The sequence below is a fragment of the Rhodococcus zopfii NBRC 100606 = JCM 9919 genome (assembly GCF_001895025.1).
GTDB lineage: Bacteria > Actinomycetota > Actinomycetes > Mycobacteriales > Mycobacteriaceae > Rhodococcus > Rhodococcus zopfii.
Genome location: NZ_BCXI01000007.1, coordinates 20,127 through 36,983, shown reverse-complemented (window position 1 = coordinate 36,983; position 16,857 = coordinate 20,127). Strand labels below are relative to the sequence as shown.

General features: G+C 66.4%; 17 protein-coding genes. 11 read left to right on the top strand and 6 right to left on the bottom strand.

Annotated features, from left to right (window positions below):
- Positions 1 to 38: 38 nt before the first annotated feature.
- Together RZ1_RS04145 and RZ1_RS04140 are read right to left on the bottom strand one after the other, a co-directional pair.
- A complete protein-coding gene (locus tag RZ1_RS04145) occupies positions 39 to 356 on the bottom strand; it encodes an ArsR/SmtB family transcription factor (protein WP_174565167.1) in 318 nt (105 codons plus the stop codon).
- Positions 357 to 361: 5 nt separating this feature from the next.
- Positions 362 to 793 carry an SRPBCC family protein gene (locus RZ1_RS04140; RefSeq protein ID WP_072809497.1) on the bottom strand — a complete coding sequence of 144 codons (432 nt, stop codon included), beginning with the start codon at positions 791 to 793 and terminating at the stop codon, positions 362 to 364.
- Positions 794 to 921: 128 nt separating this feature from the next.
- Between RZ1_RS04140 and RZ1_RS04135 the strand changes: the two genes are divergently transcribed.
- From RZ1_RS04135 to acmB, 4 genes are all read left to right on the top strand, one after another.
- Positions 922 to 1,794, top strand: coding sequence for an aldo/keto reductase (locus RZ1_RS04135; protein WP_072809495.1), 873 nt, complete (start codon positions 922 to 924; stop codon positions 1,792 to 1,794).
- Positions 1,795 to 1,882: 88 nt separating this feature from the next.
- Positions 1,883 to 2,632 (top strand): acetoacetate decarboxylase family protein, encoded by a 750-nt coding sequence (locus RZ1_RS04130; protein WP_072809494.1) that lies wholly within the window; start codon positions 1,883 to 1,885, stop codon positions 2,630 to 2,632.
- A 114-nt stretch (positions 2,633 to 2,746) separates the two neighbouring features.
- On the top strand, positions 2,747 to 3,739 hold the full coding sequence (locus tag RZ1_RS04125; protein WP_072809492.1) for an AraC family transcriptional regulator: 993 nt from the start codon (positions 2,747 to 2,749) through the stop codon (positions 3,737 to 3,739).
- A 142-nt stretch (positions 3,740 to 3,881) separates the two neighbouring features.
- Entirely contained in the window at positions 3,882 to 5,081 is a 1,200-nt protein-coding gene (gene acmB, locus RZ1_RS04120) for a methyl acetate hydrolase AcmB (protein WP_072809490.1), read from the top strand.
- A gap of 171 nt (positions 5,082 to 5,252) precedes the next feature.
- On the opposite strand, the gene hsaB is transcribed toward acmB, so the two are convergent.
- From hsaB to hsaA, 4 genes are read right to left on the bottom strand one after another with little or no spacing between them, the layout of a single operon-like run.
- Positions 5,253 to 5,840, bottom strand: a complete 588-nt coding sequence (hsaB, locus tag RZ1_RS04115; RefSeq protein WP_072809488.1) for a 3-hydroxy-9,10-secoandrosta-1,3,5(10)-triene-9,17-dione monooxygenase reductase subunit — start codon at positions 5,838 to 5,840, stop codon at positions 5,253 to 5,255.
- The gene (gene hsaC, locus RZ1_RS04110; protein WP_072809487.1) at positions 5,840 to 6,739 is read right to left on the bottom strand and encodes an iron-dependent extradiol dioxygenase HsaC; all 900 of its coding nucleotides are present in this window, start codon (positions 6,737 to 6,739) and stop codon (positions 5,840 to 5,842) included. The genes hsaB and hsaC overlap by 1 nt, the downstream gene beginning before the upstream one ends.
- Complete coding sequence (gene hsaD, locus RZ1_RS04105) at positions 6,739 to 7,614, bottom strand: 4,5:9,10-diseco-3-hydroxy-5,9,17-trioxoandrosta-1(10),2-diene-4-oate hydrolase (protein WP_072809485.1); 876 nt, start codon at positions 7,612 to 7,614, stop codon at positions 6,739 to 6,741. Before hsaD ends, hsaC begins: the two co-directional genes overlap by 1 nt.
- A gap of 10 nt (positions 7,615 to 7,624) precedes the next feature.
- Positions 7,625 to 8,800: a 3-hydroxy-9,10-secoandrosta-1,3,5(10)-triene-9,17-dione monooxygenase oxygenase subunit gene (gene hsaA / locus RZ1_RS04100; RefSeq protein WP_072809483.1), complete on the bottom strand. Its 1,176-nt coding sequence runs from the start codon at positions 8,798 to 8,800 to the stop codon at positions 7,625 to 7,627.
- A gap of 189 nt (positions 8,801 to 8,989) precedes the next feature.
- Here hsaA and RZ1_RS04095 point away from each other — a divergent pair, with 189 nt between their 5' ends.
- From RZ1_RS04095 to RZ1_RS04065, 7 genes are all read left to right on the top strand, one after another.
- Positions 8,990 to 10,135, top strand: a complete 1,146-nt coding sequence (locus RZ1_RS04095; RefSeq protein WP_072809481.1) for a 3-ketosteroid-9-alpha-monooxygenase, oxygenase component — start codon at positions 8,990 to 8,992, stop codon at positions 10,133 to 10,135.
- Between the two features lie 2 nt (positions 10,136 to 10,137).
- Positions 10,138 to 10,476, top strand: a complete 339-nt coding sequence (locus RZ1_RS04090) for a hypothetical protein (protein WP_072809479.1) — start codon at positions 10,138 to 10,140, stop codon at positions 10,474 to 10,476.
- Positions 10,477 to 10,646: 170 nt separating this feature from the next.
- Positions 10,647 to 12,359: a 3-oxosteroid 1-dehydrogenase gene (gene kstD, locus RZ1_RS04085; protein WP_174565163.1), complete on the top strand. Its 1,713-nt coding sequence runs from the start codon at positions 10,647 to 10,649 to the stop codon at positions 12,357 to 12,359.
- A gap of 75 nt (positions 12,360 to 12,434) precedes the next feature.
- Positions 12,435 to 13,295: an enoyl-CoA hydratase ChsH3 gene (gene chsH3 / locus RZ1_RS04080; RefSeq protein ID WP_072809476.1), complete on the top strand. Its 861-nt coding sequence runs from the start codon at positions 12,435 to 12,437 to the stop codon at positions 13,293 to 13,295.
- Positions 13,296 to 13,339: 44 nt separating this feature from the next.
- A complete protein-coding gene (locus RZ1_RS04075; protein WP_072809474.1) occupies positions 13,340 to 15,085 on the top strand; it encodes a cholesterol oxidase substrate-binding domain-containing protein in 1,746 nt (581 codons plus the stop codon).
- A gap of 115 nt (positions 15,086 to 15,200) precedes the next feature.
- The gene (locus RZ1_RS04070) at positions 15,201 to 15,620 is read left to right on the top strand and encodes a DUF7144 family membrane protein (protein WP_072809743.1); all 420 of its coding nucleotides are present in this window, start codon (positions 15,201 to 15,203) and stop codon (positions 15,618 to 15,620) included.
- Between the two features lie 78 nt (positions 15,621 to 15,698).
- The gene (locus tag RZ1_RS04065) at positions 15,699 to 16,778 is read left to right on the top strand and encodes an alpha/beta hydrolase (protein WP_238071710.1); all 1,080 of its coding nucleotides are present in this window, start codon (positions 15,699 to 15,701) and stop codon (positions 16,776 to 16,778) included.
- The last annotated feature ends 79 nt before the right edge of the window (positions 16,779 to 16,857 follow it).

Genomic DNA, 16,857 nt, shown 5'->3' with positions numbered 1-16,857 from the left:
CACGCCTCGGGAACGCCGTGACCCGCGGCGCCGCCGATCTAATCGGGCCGTTCGGCGATGCGTCTGATCGCCTCCATGCGGCGGTCCCACCGGCGCCCGATGGCGTCGAGCTCACCGGCGAGCGTGCCGAGCCGGGTGCCGACGGCCCGGTAGCGGATCTCTCGCCCCACCCGGACCGACTCCACCAGCCCGGCGTCGGCCAGCACGGACAGGTGCTTGGCGATGGCCTGCCTGCTGACCGGCAGCCGGGCTGCCAGCGCACTGGCGGACAAGTCCTCGACGCCGACCTCGGTGAGGATGTTCCAGCGGGTCTCGTCGGCGAGTACCGCCAGCACCGCCGGAACATCCTTGGACATATCGCTCACCGTGATTCCACGTACTCCACCAGGTCGGCCAGTTCGGCATGCCAGCCCTCGACATTGCCGTCGTGAGCGGACCGCGGCTCGGCGAGGCCCTCGAAACCCGTCTCCACCATGGTCAAGCGGGTGCCACCGTCGATCTCGGCGAGATCGAATCGCACCACCGTGGAGTTTCCCGGCGCCGGGTCGACGTTCGATTCACGTGCCCACCGGTAGACCAGGGTCTTCGGTTCGTCCACGTGCTCGACCAGCACACGGAACGGACCCTCGTCGTGACTCGTCCAGCCGAAACTCCCCACGCCTCCCGGTCTCGGATCGAATTCTGCCGTGTCACCGAACCACTGGGCGATCGACTCCGGTTCGGTCAGGGCGGCCCACACCTTGGCTGCCGGGGCCTTGATGTCGATACTGCGAGTGATGTCGAGCGGGGCCATGATTACCTCCGTCGATAGATGATGTGCAACTTCAGAATTGCACATACTTGGATTGACTGCAACCACCGAGTTGCATTTTCTCTACCGGACCACCGGCGAAGCCGCGCCCCGGTGGTTAGCCTGGGACGATGAGCACTCCCGAGATCACGCTGAATTCCGGAACGACCATCCCGCAGGTCGGCCTGGGAGTCTGGCAGGCCACCGACGAGCAGACCGAGCACATCGTGCGGTTCGCGATCGACGAGGCCGGCTACCGGCACATCGACACCGCCGCCGCCTACGGCAACGAGGCGGGGGTCGGTCGCGGCATCGCGTCGTCGTCGGTTCCCCGCGACGACCTCTTCGTCACCACCAAGCTCTGGAACTCGGACCAGGGCTTCGAGCCGGCGCTGGCGGCGTTCGACGCGAGCCTGGCACGACTCGGCCTCGACTACGTCGACCTGTACCTCGTGCACTGGCCGCTGCTCGACGACCAGCGCCTGCTGCGCACGTGGGACGCGATGGAGGAGATCGCGTCGTCGGGGAAAGCCAAGGCCGTCGGCGTCTGCAACTTCGAGCCACGGCACCTGAAACTGCTGGCTGATCGCGGTGGCCTGCTTCCCGCCGTCGACCAGGTCGAACTGCACCCGCACCTGCCGCAGACGGACATCCGCGCGACCGCCGCGGAACTGGGTATCGCCGTCGAATCCTGGAGTCCGCTCGGCGGTACGAGCGGTTCCGGCTGGGGTCCGGCGTCCAAGCCGAACACGCTGCTCACCGATCCGATCATCACGCGAATCGCCGATCGGCACAGCAAGACGCCGGCGCAGGTCCTGATCCGGTGGCACCTGCAGAACGGGCTGATCGTCATCCCGAAATCGGTGCACGAGGATCGGATCGCGCAGAATATCGACGTGTTCGATTTCGAACTGTCCGAGCTGGACCTGAGCGAGATCGCGACCCTCGACGACGGTACCCGGGTCGGCATGCACCCGGACGAGATGAACCTCGGAGCGCCGTAGGCTCTTGCGTTCGCCGCAGCCTGCCCCAATAGTGGAACGTGTTCTCGTTCTCGATTCGAGTGTTCCGCAAGTCCCAGGGAAGGCAGCCATGAGCGACACCACCGGCACGCACCTCGTCCTCGGCAAGGAGGTCGCGATGCCCGTGCAGGTCCGGTCCGCGACAGCCTTCATGGCAATATACTCGGTGCCCACGGCCTCCGCGCAGGCGCTGGTCGCCGGCAGCGGCCTCGAGATCCTGCAGTACCGACCCGGGCGTGGCCTGTGCACGCTCGTGTTCGTCGACTACCTCGACGGAGATCTCGGACCCTACAACGAGTTCGGGGTCTGCTTTCTCGTCCGCGACCACGATCGGCGCGGCGGAACGGTGCTGCAGGACCTGCGTGAGCTCGGTTCGGGTGGCGCAGGTGCGCTGATTCACCGGCTTCCGGTCGACGGCGACTTCACGCTCGCGGCCGGTCGCGGCGTCTGGGGGTTCCCGAAGATCCTCGCCGACTTCGACGCCGACCACCACAGCCCCACCAAACGCGCTTCGGTGTCCGAGGACGGCCGGCTCATCGCGGAACTGGCTGTTGCTCCCGGTATTCCGATTCCGGGCGCGGGCGCGACCGCGTCCGTCGCGGCGTATTCGTTCCTCGGCGGGACACTTCGCCGGACGGGCTGGGACATGAATCCGGCCGGGATGCGGACCCGGATCGGAGGCGCGACGCTGCGACTGGGAACGCATCCGATCGCGGACGAATTGCGGTCGCTCGGACTGCCCAGACGCGCGCTGGTGTCCTCGTCGATCGGAAACCTGGCGATGACATTCGGGGACGCCGTGGAGATTCCGGGGCGTTAGCTCTGCCGTTTCCGGGCGATCGGGCAAGCGGGCGGCCGGGGACCCGACCGTCCTGAACTGTCTCGCCGAGCCAGGATGCTCGTATCTTCCGGACTTGTCGCATACCTTTGACGGGTGTCACCGGATCTCGACCCTCGACCACCGCGCAGTCGCAACACGTCGCCCGAATCGGATTGGGACGCGATCCGCGTCTGGACAGACGACAAGTACATGAGCTTCGACGTGCAACCGGTCGGCCGGAACATCACCCCGGCATCGTCGATGTTCTCCGTGCCGATCGGCGATATCACGATGACGCACTTCCGCTACGGGGTGGAAGTGGATCTTCAGAACTTCGACCCCGACGCAGGTAACGTCCTCGTTCTCACGACGCTCCAAGGATGGACGCGTCACGCCGCCGGAACGCGTCACGAAACCGAATTGACCGTGGGCGAGACGTTCGTCGCTGATTGCAGTCGCGTCGACTACCGGCTGGCTGCCGCCGCCGACCATCTCCAGCTGAACCTGACGATTCCGCATCGTCTCCTCTCCGATCTGGCTCTACAGTGGTGGGGCCGCGTCCCCGACGAACGATTGTGGAGTCATCGGTGCGCGATCGGCGGGCCGAAGAGCCCCTGGCTGGCACTGCTCACATACGCCACGAGAACGGCCTCGGTTGCGCCCGCGGCGGTGGCAACCGGAAGGATCGGGCGGAATCTCCAAGAGATGATCCTCGCTCAGTTGCTGGACGAGTGGTCGCACTCGGCCGGGGTCGATCTGACCGATTCCCCGACGATAGCCGCCCCCGGGTACGTGCGAACGGCCGTGCAGTACATCGAGGACCACGCCAAAGACCTACCCACCGTTGCCGATACGGCGCAGGCAGCGGGCATCAGCGCTCGTGCACTGAACGGTGCATTCAACAAGTATCTGGGGACCTCGCCTCGTGCCTATCTCATCGAGCGTCGGTTGCAGGGCGTCTACCGCGCGCTGACTGCGGGGGCACCTTCCGTTTCATCGGTGGCACGTGAGTGGGGGTACGTCAACATGGGTGTCTTTGCCGCCGCCTATCGCCGCCGGTTCGGGGAGAACCCGTCGGAGACCATGGCGCGGGGGCGCAACTGCTGACTGCTGCACCAGTTGGGCTGCGTTGCGTCCCGGCAGGGTGGTTGTTGCCGATTCCGGACGGATCCTTCCGATCGCAGACGTGCACGAGTGAGGATTGCCCCTACCTTTCGTTGTGCCGCGCATCACATCGAAAGGATGGATCATGTCCACGCTGAATATGCCCGCTTTGGATTCGACCCTCGACGACGCCCTCGCCCGTGTCACCACCGCTCCCAATGGTCCCGACCGAGTTCCCGGCGTCGTCGCCTCGGTCACGCGCTCGACGGGAACCGTCTACGAAGGCGCGGCCGGCGTCCGCTCGCTGAACGACACCGCTCCGATGACGACCGATTCGGTGTTCGCGATGTTCTCCACCACCAAGGCGGTCACCGGCACCACCGTGCTCCAATGCGTCGAGGAAGGGCTGCTCGACCTCGACGCACCGGCATCGGATTACGTCCCCGAGATCGCAGACCTGCCCGTCATCGACGGTTTCGACGACACCGGAACGCCGAGACTGCGGACCCCCGAGACGCCGATCACCACCCGGATGTTGTTGTTGCACACGGCCGGACTCGGCTATTCGTTCTTCGACGAGACGTATCATCGGCTCCTCGCCGAGGGACGGTATCCGAGTGTCATCACAGCAACGCGGGCTGCTCTGAACACCCCGCTGTTGTTCGATCCCGGTACTCGGTGGAACTACGGGTCCAACATGGACTGGGCAGGGCTTGTGGTCGAAGCGATTCGCGGTAAGCGACTCGGCGAGGTAATGGCGGAACGGGTGTTCGCGCCGCTCGGAATGAGCGATACGGCGTTCGGCATGACCCGGTCGATGATGGACCGGCTGACCGAGATTCACCAGCGAGGAGACGACGGCATGTTGACTCCGACCGGCTTGGTGCTCCCTCAGGAACCGGAAGTGGACATGGGTGGCCATGGCCTGTACTCGACCGTCCGGGACTACACCCGTTTCCTGCGGATGTGGCTGACCGACGGTGAAGGCGAAAACGGCCGGGTGTTGCGGCCGGAGACCGTTGCGAAAGCTGTGGTCAACGGTCTCGGCGACCTGCAGGTGACCATGCTGCGCGGCGTCGAACCCGAACTCTCGAACAATGCCGAATTCTTTCCGGGACAACGAAAGACGTGGGCCTATTCCTTCATGGTCAACGACGAGCAGGCGCCTACCGGCCGGAGCGCCGGAGCTCTCGGCTGGGCAGGACTGGCAAATCTGTACTACTGGATCGACCGCAGCGCCGATGTTGCAGGGATCTGGGCAGCGCAGGTCCTGCCCTTCTCCGACCCGGCATCCGTCGACGGCTTCCTCGAGTTCGAGTCGCGGGTCTATCAGACGCTGACCTGAGCAGGCAGACGGGTCTCGTCCGGCGCCGGTGCCGGACGGGACCCGTCTTCGTTCGGACCCCGCTGGATCCGGCGGCGCCTCACGACCCGACCGTTCCCGAGCGAACGGTACAGTCGTCTCCTTCAAGCGACCGAATGTACCGTTCGCTCGGAGAAGACGACGGGGTGAAGCCTAGAGCCAGGTGTCCTCGGAGGCGGTCGTGAGAAACGCCTCGAGGTCGTCGCGCCACGGGGCGGGAACCGTCTTCTCCGGTTCGATGCCGGTGTACTGCCCGCGGTAGAACAGCAGCGGACGTTCCTTGTCGTCGCGTGCCTCGCTCAGCGAGTCGACACGACCGAACACCACCCAGTGATCGCCGCCGTCGTGCACCGAGTCGACGGTGCAGTCGATGTGGGCGAGCGAACCGGTGAGGATCGGCGAGCCCAACGGCGACGGCGTCCAGTCGATCCCGGCGAACTTGTCGGGTTCGCGAGAACCGAAGCGGGCGCATGTGTCCTGCTGTTCCTCGGCGAGCACGTTCACACAGAAGCGACCGGACCGTTCGATCGCCGCCCACGACCGCGAGGCCTTCGTGGGGCAGAACAGCACGAGCGGCGGTTCGAGCGACAGTGCCGCGAAGGACTGGCACGCGAAACCGACGGGCTGTCCGTCGTCGTCGGCGGTGGTGATGATGGTGACACCGGTGCAGAACTGCCCGAGGACGTTCCGGAACCGGCGCGGGTCGATACCCACGCCGGCACCGGATTCGTTGCCGGTCATCACTTGAATCCGACCGTGAAGTCGTGACCCCACAGACTCACCGCGGTGCTCTCCCGGGCGATCCACGTCTCGTCCTCGACTTCGAGTCCCTCACAACCATATTCGACGTCGAAGCCGCCCGGAGTCTTCATGTAGAAGGACAACATCAGATCGTTGACGTGCCGGCCGAGGGTGGCGGACAACTTGACCTTCTTGCGCAGCGCCCGGTCGAGGCACAGCCCGACGTCGTCGGAGTTCTCGACCTCGACCATCAGGTGCACGATCCCGCTGGGGTTCGGCAGCGGCGCGAACGCCAGGCTGTGATGGCGCGGGTTGCAGCCGAGGAAGCGCAGCCAAGCCGGTTCGCCGTCGGCAGGCCGCCCGACGACCTGCGGTGGCAGACGCATCGAGTCGCGCAGCTTGAATCCGAGCACATCCCGGTAGAACTCGAGGTCCGCTGCGTCGTCCTTGGTGGCGAGCACGACGTGCCCGAGCCCCTGCTCTCCGGTGACGAACTTGTGGCCGTACGGGCTCACGATGCGCCGATGCTGCAGCGCGATGGTGTGGAAGATCTCCAGTCGTGACCCAGAGGCGTCGCGGCACTTGATGAACTCGACGACGTTGCGCTCGGCGGCTTCCTCCTTGGTGCCTTCCTCGAACGCCCGGTCGGCCTTGGCGAGGCGCTCACGAATTTCCTGCAGGCCTTCGGCATTGGCGCACTCCCAGCCGGTGGAGTACAGCCCGTCGCGCTCGCCCGGAACCACCACGAGACGAGCCGGGTAGTCGTCCATCCGCAGGTAGAGCGCGTCGGGGTCGGCGCCCTTGCCTTCGACCATGCCGAGGACCTTGAGTCCGTAGTCACGCCAGGCCGCCATGTCGGTGGTCTCGATGCGCAGGTACGCCAGAGCGCGGATGCTCATCAGTTGCCTCCCTCGAGCAGGAAGTCGGCCGCGAGCCTGTTGAACTCGTCGAACTTCTCGAGCTGCGCCCAGTGGCCGCAGCCGCCGAACACGTGCAGCTGCGCGCGCGGAATCATCTTCAGCGCCACGAGGGCACCGTCGAGCGGATTGACGCGATCCTCGCGACCCCAGATCAGCAGCACACGCTGGCGCAGCTTGTAGGCGTCGCGCCAGAGCATGCCCTTCTCGAACTCGCCGCTGGAGAAGGACTTGCCCATCGCCTTCGCCGCGGCCAGGGATTCGGGGGTACTCGCCGCGGCGAAGCGTTCCTCGACCAGCTCGGGGGTGATCAGGGACTGGTCGAACACCATGATCCGCAGGAACGCCTCGAGGTTCTCCCGCGTCGGCGCGTAGCTGAACTTGCCGAGGTTCTTCACGCCCTCGGTCGGGTCCGGCGCGAACAGGTTGACGCTCAGACCTCCCGGGCCCATCAGCACGAGCCGGCCGGCGCGGTCCGGGTAGTCGAGCGCGAATCGCACCGCTGCACCACCACCGAGCGAATTGCCCAGCAGGTGAACCCGTTCGGTGATGCCGAGCGTGTCGAGCAGATCCTTCAGCGCGGAGGAGCTGTGCACGAAGTACTGCGGGTGCTCGGTGGGCTTGTCGGACTTGCCGTAGCCGGGCTGATCCACCGCGAGCACGTGGAAATGTTGCGCGAGGACCGGGATGTTCTTGGAGAAGTTCGACCACGAGGACGCGCCCGGACCGCCGCCGTGCAGCAGCACGATCGTCGGGCCGTTACCGACGCCCGCCTCGTGGTAGTGCAACTGCAGGTCCGGGCGGACCTGAGCGAAACGGGACGTGGACTCGTAGGTGAGTTCTTCCGTTGTCGTCATCGATCGTCCCCTAGACCATCGTGTCCATGAGCGGCAGACCGAACTCGGCGCCACCGAACATGACGTATGCGCGCTCGGCGTCGTTCGCCGCGTGCACGCGACCGGCGTGGGCGTCACGCCAGAAGCGCTGGATCGGAGTTCCGTTGGCGAGAGCGGTCGCGCCCGAGTTCTCGAAGAGCCGATCGATCGACGCGATCGCACGACCGGTGGCGCGCACCTGGTCGCGTCGAGCACGCAGACGGAGCTCGATCGGAATTTCCTTGCCCGCCAACAGACATGCGTACTCGTCGGCAACGTTGCCCGAAAGCTGGCGCCACGCGGCATCGATGTCACTGGCGGCCTCGGCGACTCGGACCTTCGCGAACGGGTCGTCCTTGGCCTTCTCGCCGGCGTAGGCGGCGCGCACGCGCTTGCCCTGATGTTCGACGTGGGCGTCGTAGGCGCCGTAGGCCATTCCGACGATCGGTGCGGAGATCGTCGTCGGATGGATGGTGCCCCACGGCATCCTGTAGACGGGTGCGGTGTTGAGCTCGAGGCCCGGGGACGCCAGATCGTTCATGGTCTTGAAGCTGAGGAAGCGGTGGCGTGGGACGAAGACGTCCTTGACGACGACCGTGTTCGAACCGGTCCCGCGCAGGCCCACGACGTTCCAGACGTCGTCGATCTCGTACTCCGAGCGCGGGATGAGGAAGCTGCCGAAGTCGACCGGGCGGCCGTCCTTGATGACCGGGCCGCCGACGACGACCCACGTCGCGTGATCGGAGCCGGACGACCATGCCCAGGCCCCGTTGACCTTGTAGCCGCCGTCGACGACCTCACCGGCGCCCATCGGGGCGTACGACGAGGAGATCCGCACGTCGGGGTCGTCGCCCCACACGTCCTCCTGCGCCTGCTGGGAGAACAGCGCGAGGTGCCAGTTGTGGATGCCGATGATGCCGGCGACCCAGCCGGTCGAGCCGCACGCGCTCGCGATGTTGCGGACCGCGGTGTAGAAGGTCACCGGATCGCACTCGTATCCACCCCACTGGGACGGCTGGACGAGCTTGAAGAAGCCGGCCTCCTGAAGCGCCTTGATCGAGTCGTCGGGGAGGCGGCGGAGGTCCTCGGTCTCCTGCGCACGTTCCCGAAAGGAAGGGAGCAACGCATCGATGCGCTGCAGTACCTCGTGGCTGTCCTGGTCGCCCACTGGACGCTCCCGTCTACTCCGGAATTGATCGCTTGTTTCGAGACTAGAACACGTTCTTATTTCTGTCGAGAGCGGCCCCTCGCCGCTGGTCGGCGCCTTTTCATAGGGACCAAAGTCTCCGATCACTTCCGGATCCCCCGGAACTTCTATAACGTGTTCTAGTAGAAATCCGAAGGGAAGTGAGGGGACATGGCACCGATTCGCGAGATCGACGTCGGAGAAGCCCGGACGCGGTACGCGCGAGGCTGGCACTGCCTCGGCCTGAGCAAGACGTTCAGGGACGGCAAGCCCCACTCCGTCCACGCGTTCGGCACGAAGCTCGTAGTCTGGGCCGACACCAACGGCGACCTCAAGGTCCTCGACGCCTACTGCCGCCACATGGGCGGCGACCTGTCGCAGGGAGAGGTCAAGGGCGACAACATCGCGTGCCCGTTCCACGACTGGCGCTGGAACGGCACCGGCAAGTGCGCCGACATTCCCTACGCCCGCCGCGTTCCGCCGCTCGCGCGCACCCGCGCGTGGATCAGCACCGAGAAGCACGGCCAGCTCTTCGTCTGGAACGACCCCGAGGGCAACCCGCCCCCGCCGGAGGTCACGCTCCCGGACATCGAGCAGTACGGCAGCGGCGAGTGGACCGACTGGACCTGGAACCAGATCCTCATCGAGGGTTCCAACTGCCGGGAGATCATCGACAACGTCGTCGACATGGCGCATTTCTTCTACATCCACTACGCATTCCCGACGTTCTTCAAGAACGTGTTCGAGGGTCACGTCGCGGAGCAGTTCCTCAACACCCGCGGCCGCCCCGACAAGGGCATGTCCACCCAATACGGCCTGGAGTCGACGCTCGAGTCGTACGCGGCGTACTACGGGCCGTCCTACATGATCAACCCGATGACCAACAGCTACGGCGGATACAAGGTCGAGTCGGTGCTGATCAACTGCCACTACCCGATCACGCAGGACTCGTTCATGCTGCAGTACGGCATCATCGTCAAGAGGCCGACGGGCATGACCGACGAACAGTCGGACAAGATGGCCGCCAAGTTCACCGAGGGCATCGGCGAGGGCTTCCTGCAGGACGTCGAGATCTGGAAGAACAAGACCAAGATCGAGAATCCGCTGCTGTGCGAGGAGGACGGCCCGGTCTACCAGCTGCGCCGCTGGTACGAGCAGTTCTACGTCGATGTGGCCGAGGTCACCGACAAGATGACCCAGCGCTTCGAGTTCGAGGTCGACACCGCCAAGGCCAACGAAGCCTGGGAGGCGGAGGTCGCCGAGAACATGGCCCGCAAGGCCGCTGAAGCCGAGAAGAAGCAGGACGCGGAGGTCTGACGATGAGCGCCTCGACCCGGAAGAGCAGGTGGGCCAAGTCTCCGAGTTTCGCGGATCAGCCGGACCGGGTCGAGGCGATCGCCGCCCAGACCGCCATCGATAAAATCAACTATCTGGACTCGGGCCTCAGTGAGATCGAATGCCGAAGCTGCGACACGTGCGTCCTGGTGCGCAAGAACAGCTTCCGCCAAACGAGTGTGCAATGGCAGTCCGATCCGAACGAGACGTGCCCCGTCTTCCGGGATACCGACCGCGCGAACGCACCGCGCGAGGGCTGCCCGAACCTGCGGGCCAGCATCGAACAGGCCGTGCTCGACGGTTCACTGAACGTCCCCAGATAGCCCGCGCTCCACGGTGATGGGAACCTCGCCCGGCCCGACCGGACGAGGTTCCCATCACCCGTTTGTGGAATGTGTTTCGAGGCGGGTCGAGAACGCGACCGACCTTTCCGCCCAGACAATCTGGGCGGAAAGGATGGACTCGACAGAACCAATTCTATAACGTGTTCTACATGAGCAAGCAGGAGTACGACATCGTCGTCGTCGGCAGCGGCGCCGGCGGCATGACCGCCGCGATCACCGCCGCCAACAAGGGCGCGAGTGTCGTCGTGATCGAGAAGGCCGCCTGCTACGGCGGCTCGAGCGCCCGCTCCGGCGGCGGCGTGTGGATCCCCAACAACGACGCGCTGAAGGCAGCCGGCGTCGACGACACCCCCGAGGCCGCACGCACCTACCTGCACAGCATCATCGGCGACGTGGTGCCCGCCGAGAAGATCGACACCTACATCGACCGCGGTCCCGAGATGCTGTCCTTCGTCCAGAAGCACAGTGCCCTCGAATTGCAGTGGGTCCCCGGATATTCCGACTACTACCCGGAGGCCCCGGGCGGACGCGCCGGCGGCCGCTCGGTCGAGCCCAGCCCGTTCGACGGACGACGCCTCGGCGCGGACCTCGCCACGCTCGAACCCGACTACGCGCGCGCCCCGAAGAACTTCGTCATCACGCAGGCCGACTACAAGTGGCTGAACCTGCTGATGCGCAACCCGCGCGGACCGCTGCGCGCCGTGAAGGTCGGCGCGCGCTTCGTGTGGGCGAACCTCACCAGGAAGCACCTGCTCGTCCGCGGCCAGGCACTCATGGCCGGCCTGCGCATCGGCCTCCGCGACGCGAACGTGCCCCTGCTGCTGAACACCGCCCTGACCGATCTCGTCGTCGAGGACGGGGCCGTGCGCGGCGTCAAGGTGGTCTCGGACGGCGAAGAGCGGATCATCCGCGCCCGCAGGGGTGTCATCCTCGCCAGCGGCGGTTTCGAGCACAACGACGAGATGCGCAAGCAGTACCAGCGCGCCCCGATCGGCACGGAGTGGACCGTCGGAGCCAAGGCCAACACCGGCGACGGCATCCGCGCCGGCCAAGCCGCCGGTGGCGCCGTGGATTTCATGGACGACGCCTGGTGGGGTCCGTCGTTCCCCCTGACCGGCGGTCCCTGGTTCGCCCTGTCCGAGCGCAGCCTGCCCGGCTGCATCATGGTCAACGGCTCCGGCAAGCGGTTCGGAAACGAATCCGCCCCGTACGTCGAGGCGACGCACGCCATGTACGGCGGAACCCACGGCCGCGGCGACGGTCCCGGCGAGAACATCCCGGCGTGGCTGATCCTCGACCAGCGTTACCGCGACCGCTACACGTTCGCCGGAATCACCCCGCGCACGCCGTTCCCCGGCCGCTGGCTGAAGGCCGGTGTGCTGGTGAAGGCCGGGTCCGTGAGCGAACTCGCCGAGAAGATCGGGGTGCCCGCCGCGACCCTCACCGAGACCGTCGAGCGATTCAACGGTTTCGCCCGCATCGGTAAGGACGAGGATTTCGGCCGCGGCGAATCGCAGTACGACCACTACTACGGTGATCCGCTGAACAAGCCGAACCCGAGCCTCGGCGTCATCGGCAAGGCCCCGTTCTACGCGTTCAAGGTGGTGCCCGGCGACCTCGGCACCAAGGGCGGGCTCGTCACCGATGTCGATGCCCGCGTGCTCCGCGAGGACGGCACCGCCATCGAGGGCCTCTACGCGGCCGGCAACGCCAGCTCCCCCGTCATGGGCCACACCTATGCCGGCCCCGGCGCCACCATCGGTCCCGCGATGACGTTCGCCTACCTCGCGGTTCTCGACATCCTGGGCCAGGAAACCCGGTCAACGGGAGAATCCGCCGTCGAGGCGGCGGAACAGCACTAGTCTGCGGCCGAGGCCGGAAGGCCCGCCAGCATTGCCGCTCTCCCGAGAGAGCAGCCGGTCAGAAAGGATCCCCGCGTGCCCATCGACCCCTCCGTCGCAATCGGCGCCGAACTGCCCTCCCAGGATTTCTCCTGGACCAGCAGCGAGGTTCAGCTCTACCACCTCGGGCTCGGCGCCGGCTCGCGCCCGACCGACGCGAGCGAACTGCGCTACCTGCGCGACGGTGAATCCCAGGTGTTGCCGACCTTCGCGACGGTCGCCGCGACCTTCCACGCCGCCGAGCCGCCGAAGGTGTCGTTCCCCGGTGTCGAGATCGACCTGGCGAAGGTCGTGCACGGCAGCCAGGAAGTCGTCGTGCACGGACCGATCCCGGCAAACGGCAAGGGCCGCACCACCACCCGCATCGCCGAGGTGTGGGACAAGGGCAAGGCCGCGGTGATCGTGCAGGAATCGACCACCGTGGATCCCGAGGGCAACCCGTTGTGGACTGCACGGTCGTCGATCTTCGCGCGCGGCGAGGGCGGTTTCGGCGGCGAGCGCGGACCGTCCGAATCCGTCGAATTGCCCGACCGTGAACCGGATGTCGAGGTCGATGTTCCGACGCTGCCGCAGCAGGCCCTGCTGTACCGCCTGTGCGGCGACCGCAATCCCCTGCACTCGGATCCGGAGTTCGCGAAGGCCGCCGGCTTCCCCGCGCCGATCCTGCACGGCCTCTGCACCTACGGGATCGTCTGCAAGGCCGCGACCGATGCAGTCCTCGACGGCGACGCGGCCCGCGTCAAGGCGTTCCGCGCACGTTTCGCCGGCGTGGTCTTCCCCGGGGAGACGTTGCGCGTCCGGATCTGGCGCGACGGTGATCGACTGCTGATCACCGCCGTCGTCGTCGAACGCGATCTCGCTCCGGCACTTGCCGACGTAGTTCTCACCATCGCGTAGTTACCTGTCCGATCTCCTCTTCCCGACGAGAAAGCAGATCTTGCATGACGATTCGTGACGAGTCTTTGCGCCTGTCCCGGCGGGGTTTCCTCGCCGCCGGGGCGGGGGCACTCGCTGCCACCGCCTTGGGCGGCTGGGCTCCGGCCCATGCACTTCCGTTCGGATCGTCGGGCGCCACGCTGCCCGCCCCCCCGCAGTTTCCCGAGGGCATCGCCCTGTTCCAGCAGGCTTATCAGAACTGGTCCAAGGAAATCATGCTCGATGCGGTGTGGACCTGCACACCGACGAGCCCGAACGATGTTGTTCGCCTTGCAAACTGGGCACACGCGAATGGCTACACGATCCGGCCACGTGGCGCGATGCACGGCTGGACCCCGCTGACCGTCGTCAACGGTGCGTCCGTGGACCGGGTGATCCTCGCGGACACGATGACCCATCTGGGTGGGGTGAGCGTGCAGCCGGGCGGCGACCCCGCGACCGTGACCGCCGGCGCCGGCGCAACGCTCGACGCGATCACCACCGCACTCCAGGAGCACGGGCTGGGCTGGGCGAATCTTCCCGCACCGGGCGTCCTCTCGATCGCCGGATCGCTCGCCGTCGACGCCCACGGTGCCGCACTGCCCGCCGAGGGCGAGGAACCGGTGCCCGGCAACACGTTCGGCTCGCTGAGCAACCTGGTCACGGAGATGACCGCGGTGGTGTGGACGGGCAGCGAGTACGGGCTGCGCACATTCCGCCGCTCCGACTCCGACATCACCGCGCTGCTCACCAATCTCGGACGCACGTTCATCACCTCGGTCACGATGCAGGCCGGCCCGAACGCGCGGATGCGCTGCCGAAGCTTCACCGACATCGACTGGCGTGAACTGTTCGCACCGGCCGGCGCATCCGGCCGCACCTTCGAATCGTTCGTGCGTGCCGACGGGCGCGCCGAAGCCATCTGGTATCCGTTCACGGACAAGCCGTGGATGAAGGTGTGGTCGATCGCGCCGGAGAAGCCGGCCGCATCCCGCGAGGTCACCGGGCCCTACAACTATCCGTTCTCCGACAACGTTCCCGAGCCGATCACCGACCTCCTGGGCCAGATCACTTCCGGAAACACCGCCATCGCACCGGCATTCGGTCAGACGTACTACGGAGTGACGGTCGCCGGGCTCGCCGCGACGAACTCGAGCGACATCTGGGGCTGGTCGAAGGATCTGCAGTTCTACATCAAGGCCACCACGCTTCGGCTGACCGAGGGCGGTGGCGCGGTACTCACCAGCCGCGCCAACATCGCCAACGTGATCCACGACTTCACCCGCTGGTTCCACGAACGGATCGAGCACTACCGATCGCTGGGCCAGTACCCGCTCAACGGTCCCGTCGAAATCCGTTGCTGTGGGCTGGACCAGCCCGACGACGTGCGCGTTCCGTCGGCGGGCCCGCCGACGATCTCGGCGATGCGGCCCCGCCCCGACCATCCCGAATGGGACACCGCGATCTGGCTGAACGTGCTCGGTGTCCCGGGCACCCCCGGCATGTTCGCGTTCTACCGGGAGATGGAACAGTGGATGCGCCAACGTTTCGCCGGTGGCGATTCCACGTTCCGGCCCGAATGGTCGAAGGGCTGGGCGTTCGGCCCCGACCTTCCCTACACCGACGATTCGATCCTCACCGGGGCGCTTCCCGACACCTACCGGCAGGGCGTTCCGGCGAACGAGAACTGGGATTCGGCACGGCAGGTGTTCAACCGGCTCGATCCGCATCGGGTGTTCAGCAACAGCTTCCTGGATCGTCTGCTGCCCTGAGCGCACGTCGGTCACCCGGATCGGGTGAAGTTCCCGGAAACCGCGTCGGGACGCCGGGTCCGTCGCGCACAATAGCGTTCCGGGTGGGGGCATATCCGACTGGAAGGTGACCGTCGTGTCCGATGATGTGACCGTCGATCGGGGAAGCACCAAGCAGAAGGTTGCCGCGGGCACGTCCGTCGCGGCAGCCGTCATTCTCATCACCGTGGGCATCCTGCAACTCCTGCAGGGCATCGCCGCGGTCGCCGAGAACGAGCTGTTCGTGGTGGGCGTGGAGTACACGTTCAAGTTCGATTTCACGACGTGGGGCTGGATCCACATCGGATTCGGAGTGGTGATAATCCTCGTCGGCCTTGCCTTGTTGACGGGTGCAACGTGGGCCAGGATGGGCGCGATCATCCTCGCCGCGCTGTCGATTCTGGTGAACTTCATGTGGTTGCCGTACTACCCCTGGTGGTCGGTGCTGATCATCGCGCTCGACATCGTCGTCATCTGGGCGGTGTCCACCTGGCAACCGGACCGCAGCATCTACTGATGCGCGGCGGACGATCGCGGCAGACCATTCGGCCTGCCGCGATCAGTTCTGTCCGCACCGCTGCTAGGGTGCTTACCCATGCGAAACACGAAGCGGTGGTTGGCCTGTGCGTTCGTGCCCGTCCTTGCATTGCTGGGTGCTTCAACGCTTCCCGCGACGGCGACCGCCGCACCCGACACCGGTTCGCTGATCGCCCCGATCGGCACCGACACCGAGGTCACCTTCGAATCAGAGGGCTTGACGCTCTTCGGCAGCCTGCGCACGCCGGAACATCCGGTCGCCGGGACCGCGGCACTGCTGCTGCCCGGTAGCGGGCCGACCGACCGGAACGGCAACCAGCCGGGTATCACAGCCGACACGCTCGCGCGATTCGCGGACATCCTTGCTGAGCACGGCATCCCGAGCCTACGCTTCGACAAGCTCGGCAGTGGCGCGACCGGACTCGGCGACCTGGCGCCGGAGGACATCGGAGACTACGGCTTCACCGATCAGGTAGACCACGCCGCCGCGGCGGCGTCCCTGCTGCGCGACCGTACCGGTGTCGACGCCGACGGATTGCTCGTGCTCGGCCACAGCGAGGGCGCGCTCACCGCGCTGGCGCTCGTGGATCGCGGCGTCACGTCGGCCGGCATCGGGCTGCTCCAGCCGCTGCCGATCCGCTACCTGGACCTGCTCGACGCCCAGATCTCGACCCAGCTCGACGGCGCGGTCGCGGGCGGACAGCTGCCCGCCGGTGAAGCCGACGCCGTCCGAGCCGATCTCGATCGCACCGTCGAGTCCCTGCGGGCCACCGGCACCGTCCCGGCCGATGTACATCCGATGCTTGCGCAGCTCGGCCTCAACGAGGCCAATGCGAAATTCCTGTCCGAGGCCGACAGTCTGGACCCGAGCATTCTCGCGGCCGGACTGGACGAGTCGGCATCGGTACTGCTGACCTGCTCGGACAAGGACCTCAATGTCAGCTGCGCGCAGGTCGAGCCGCTGCGGAATGCGCTCGCGCACACCGAGTTGGAGTTCCACCGTTTCGCGACCGCAAGCCACCAGCTGAAGGAACTCGGACCGGTGCCGCCCAGCAGCCTCGACATTTTCGCGCCGCTTCCAATGTCGGCCGAGTTCTCGACCGCACTGAACGAATGGGCCGCCTTCCACGGCCGCTGATCCGCTGTGCAAGCGCGTGCAGTCTCGGTCCGACGCGAGTAGGGTCCGTCGGGTGAACACCGGGACGGCATTGCGCCAC

Bases quoted from the DNA above. Each gene is read 5' to 3' on its own strand.
- RZ1_RS04145 (WP_174565167.1), bottom strand. From the start codon at position 356: ATGTCCAAGGATGTTCCGGCGGTGCTGGCGGTACTCGCCGACGAGACC.
- RZ1_RS04140 (WP_072809497.1), bottom strand. From the start codon at position 793: ATGGCCCCGCTCGACATCACTCGCAGTATCGACATCAAGGCCCCGGCA.
- RZ1_RS04135 (WP_072809495.1), top strand. From the start codon at position 922: ATGAGCACTCCCGAGATCACGCTGAATTCCGGAACGACCATCCCGCAG.
- RZ1_RS04130 (WP_072809494.1), top strand. From the start codon at position 1,883: ATGAGCGACACCACCGGCACGCACCTCGTCCTCGGCAAGGAGGTCGCG.
- acmB (WP_072809490.1), top strand. From the start codon at position 3,882: ATGTCCACGCTGAATATGCCCGCTTTGGATTCGACCCTCGACGACGCC.
- hsaB (WP_072809488.1), bottom strand. From the start codon at position 5,840: ATGACCGGCAACGAATCCGGTGCCGGCGTGGGTATCGACCCGCGCCGG.
- hsaC (WP_072809487.1), bottom strand. From the start codon at position 6,739: ATGAGCATCCGCGCTCTGGCGTACCTGCGCATCGAGACCACCGACATG.
- hsaD (WP_072809485.1), bottom strand. From the start codon at position 7,614: ATGACGACAACGGAAGAACTCACCTACGAGTCCACGTCCCGTTTCGCT.
- RZ1_RS04095 (WP_072809481.1), top strand. From the start codon at position 8,990: ATGGCACCGATTCGCGAGATCGACGTCGGAGAAGCCCGGACGCGGTAC.
- RZ1_RS04090 (WP_072809479.1), top strand. From the start codon at position 10,138: ATGAGCGCCTCGACCCGGAAGAGCAGGTGGGCCAAGTCTCCGAGTTTC.
- kstD (WP_174565163.1), top strand. From the start codon at position 10,647: ATGAGCAAGCAGGAGTACGACATCGTCGTCGTCGGCAGCGGCGCCGGC.
- RZ1_RS04075 (WP_072809474.1), top strand. From the start codon at position 13,340: ATGACGATTCGTGACGAGTCTTTGCGCCTGTCCCGGCGGGGTTTCCTC.
- RZ1_RS04065 (WP_238071710.1), top strand. From the start codon at position 15,699: ATGCGAAACACGAAGCGGTGGTTGGCCTGTGCGTTCGTGCCCGTCCTT.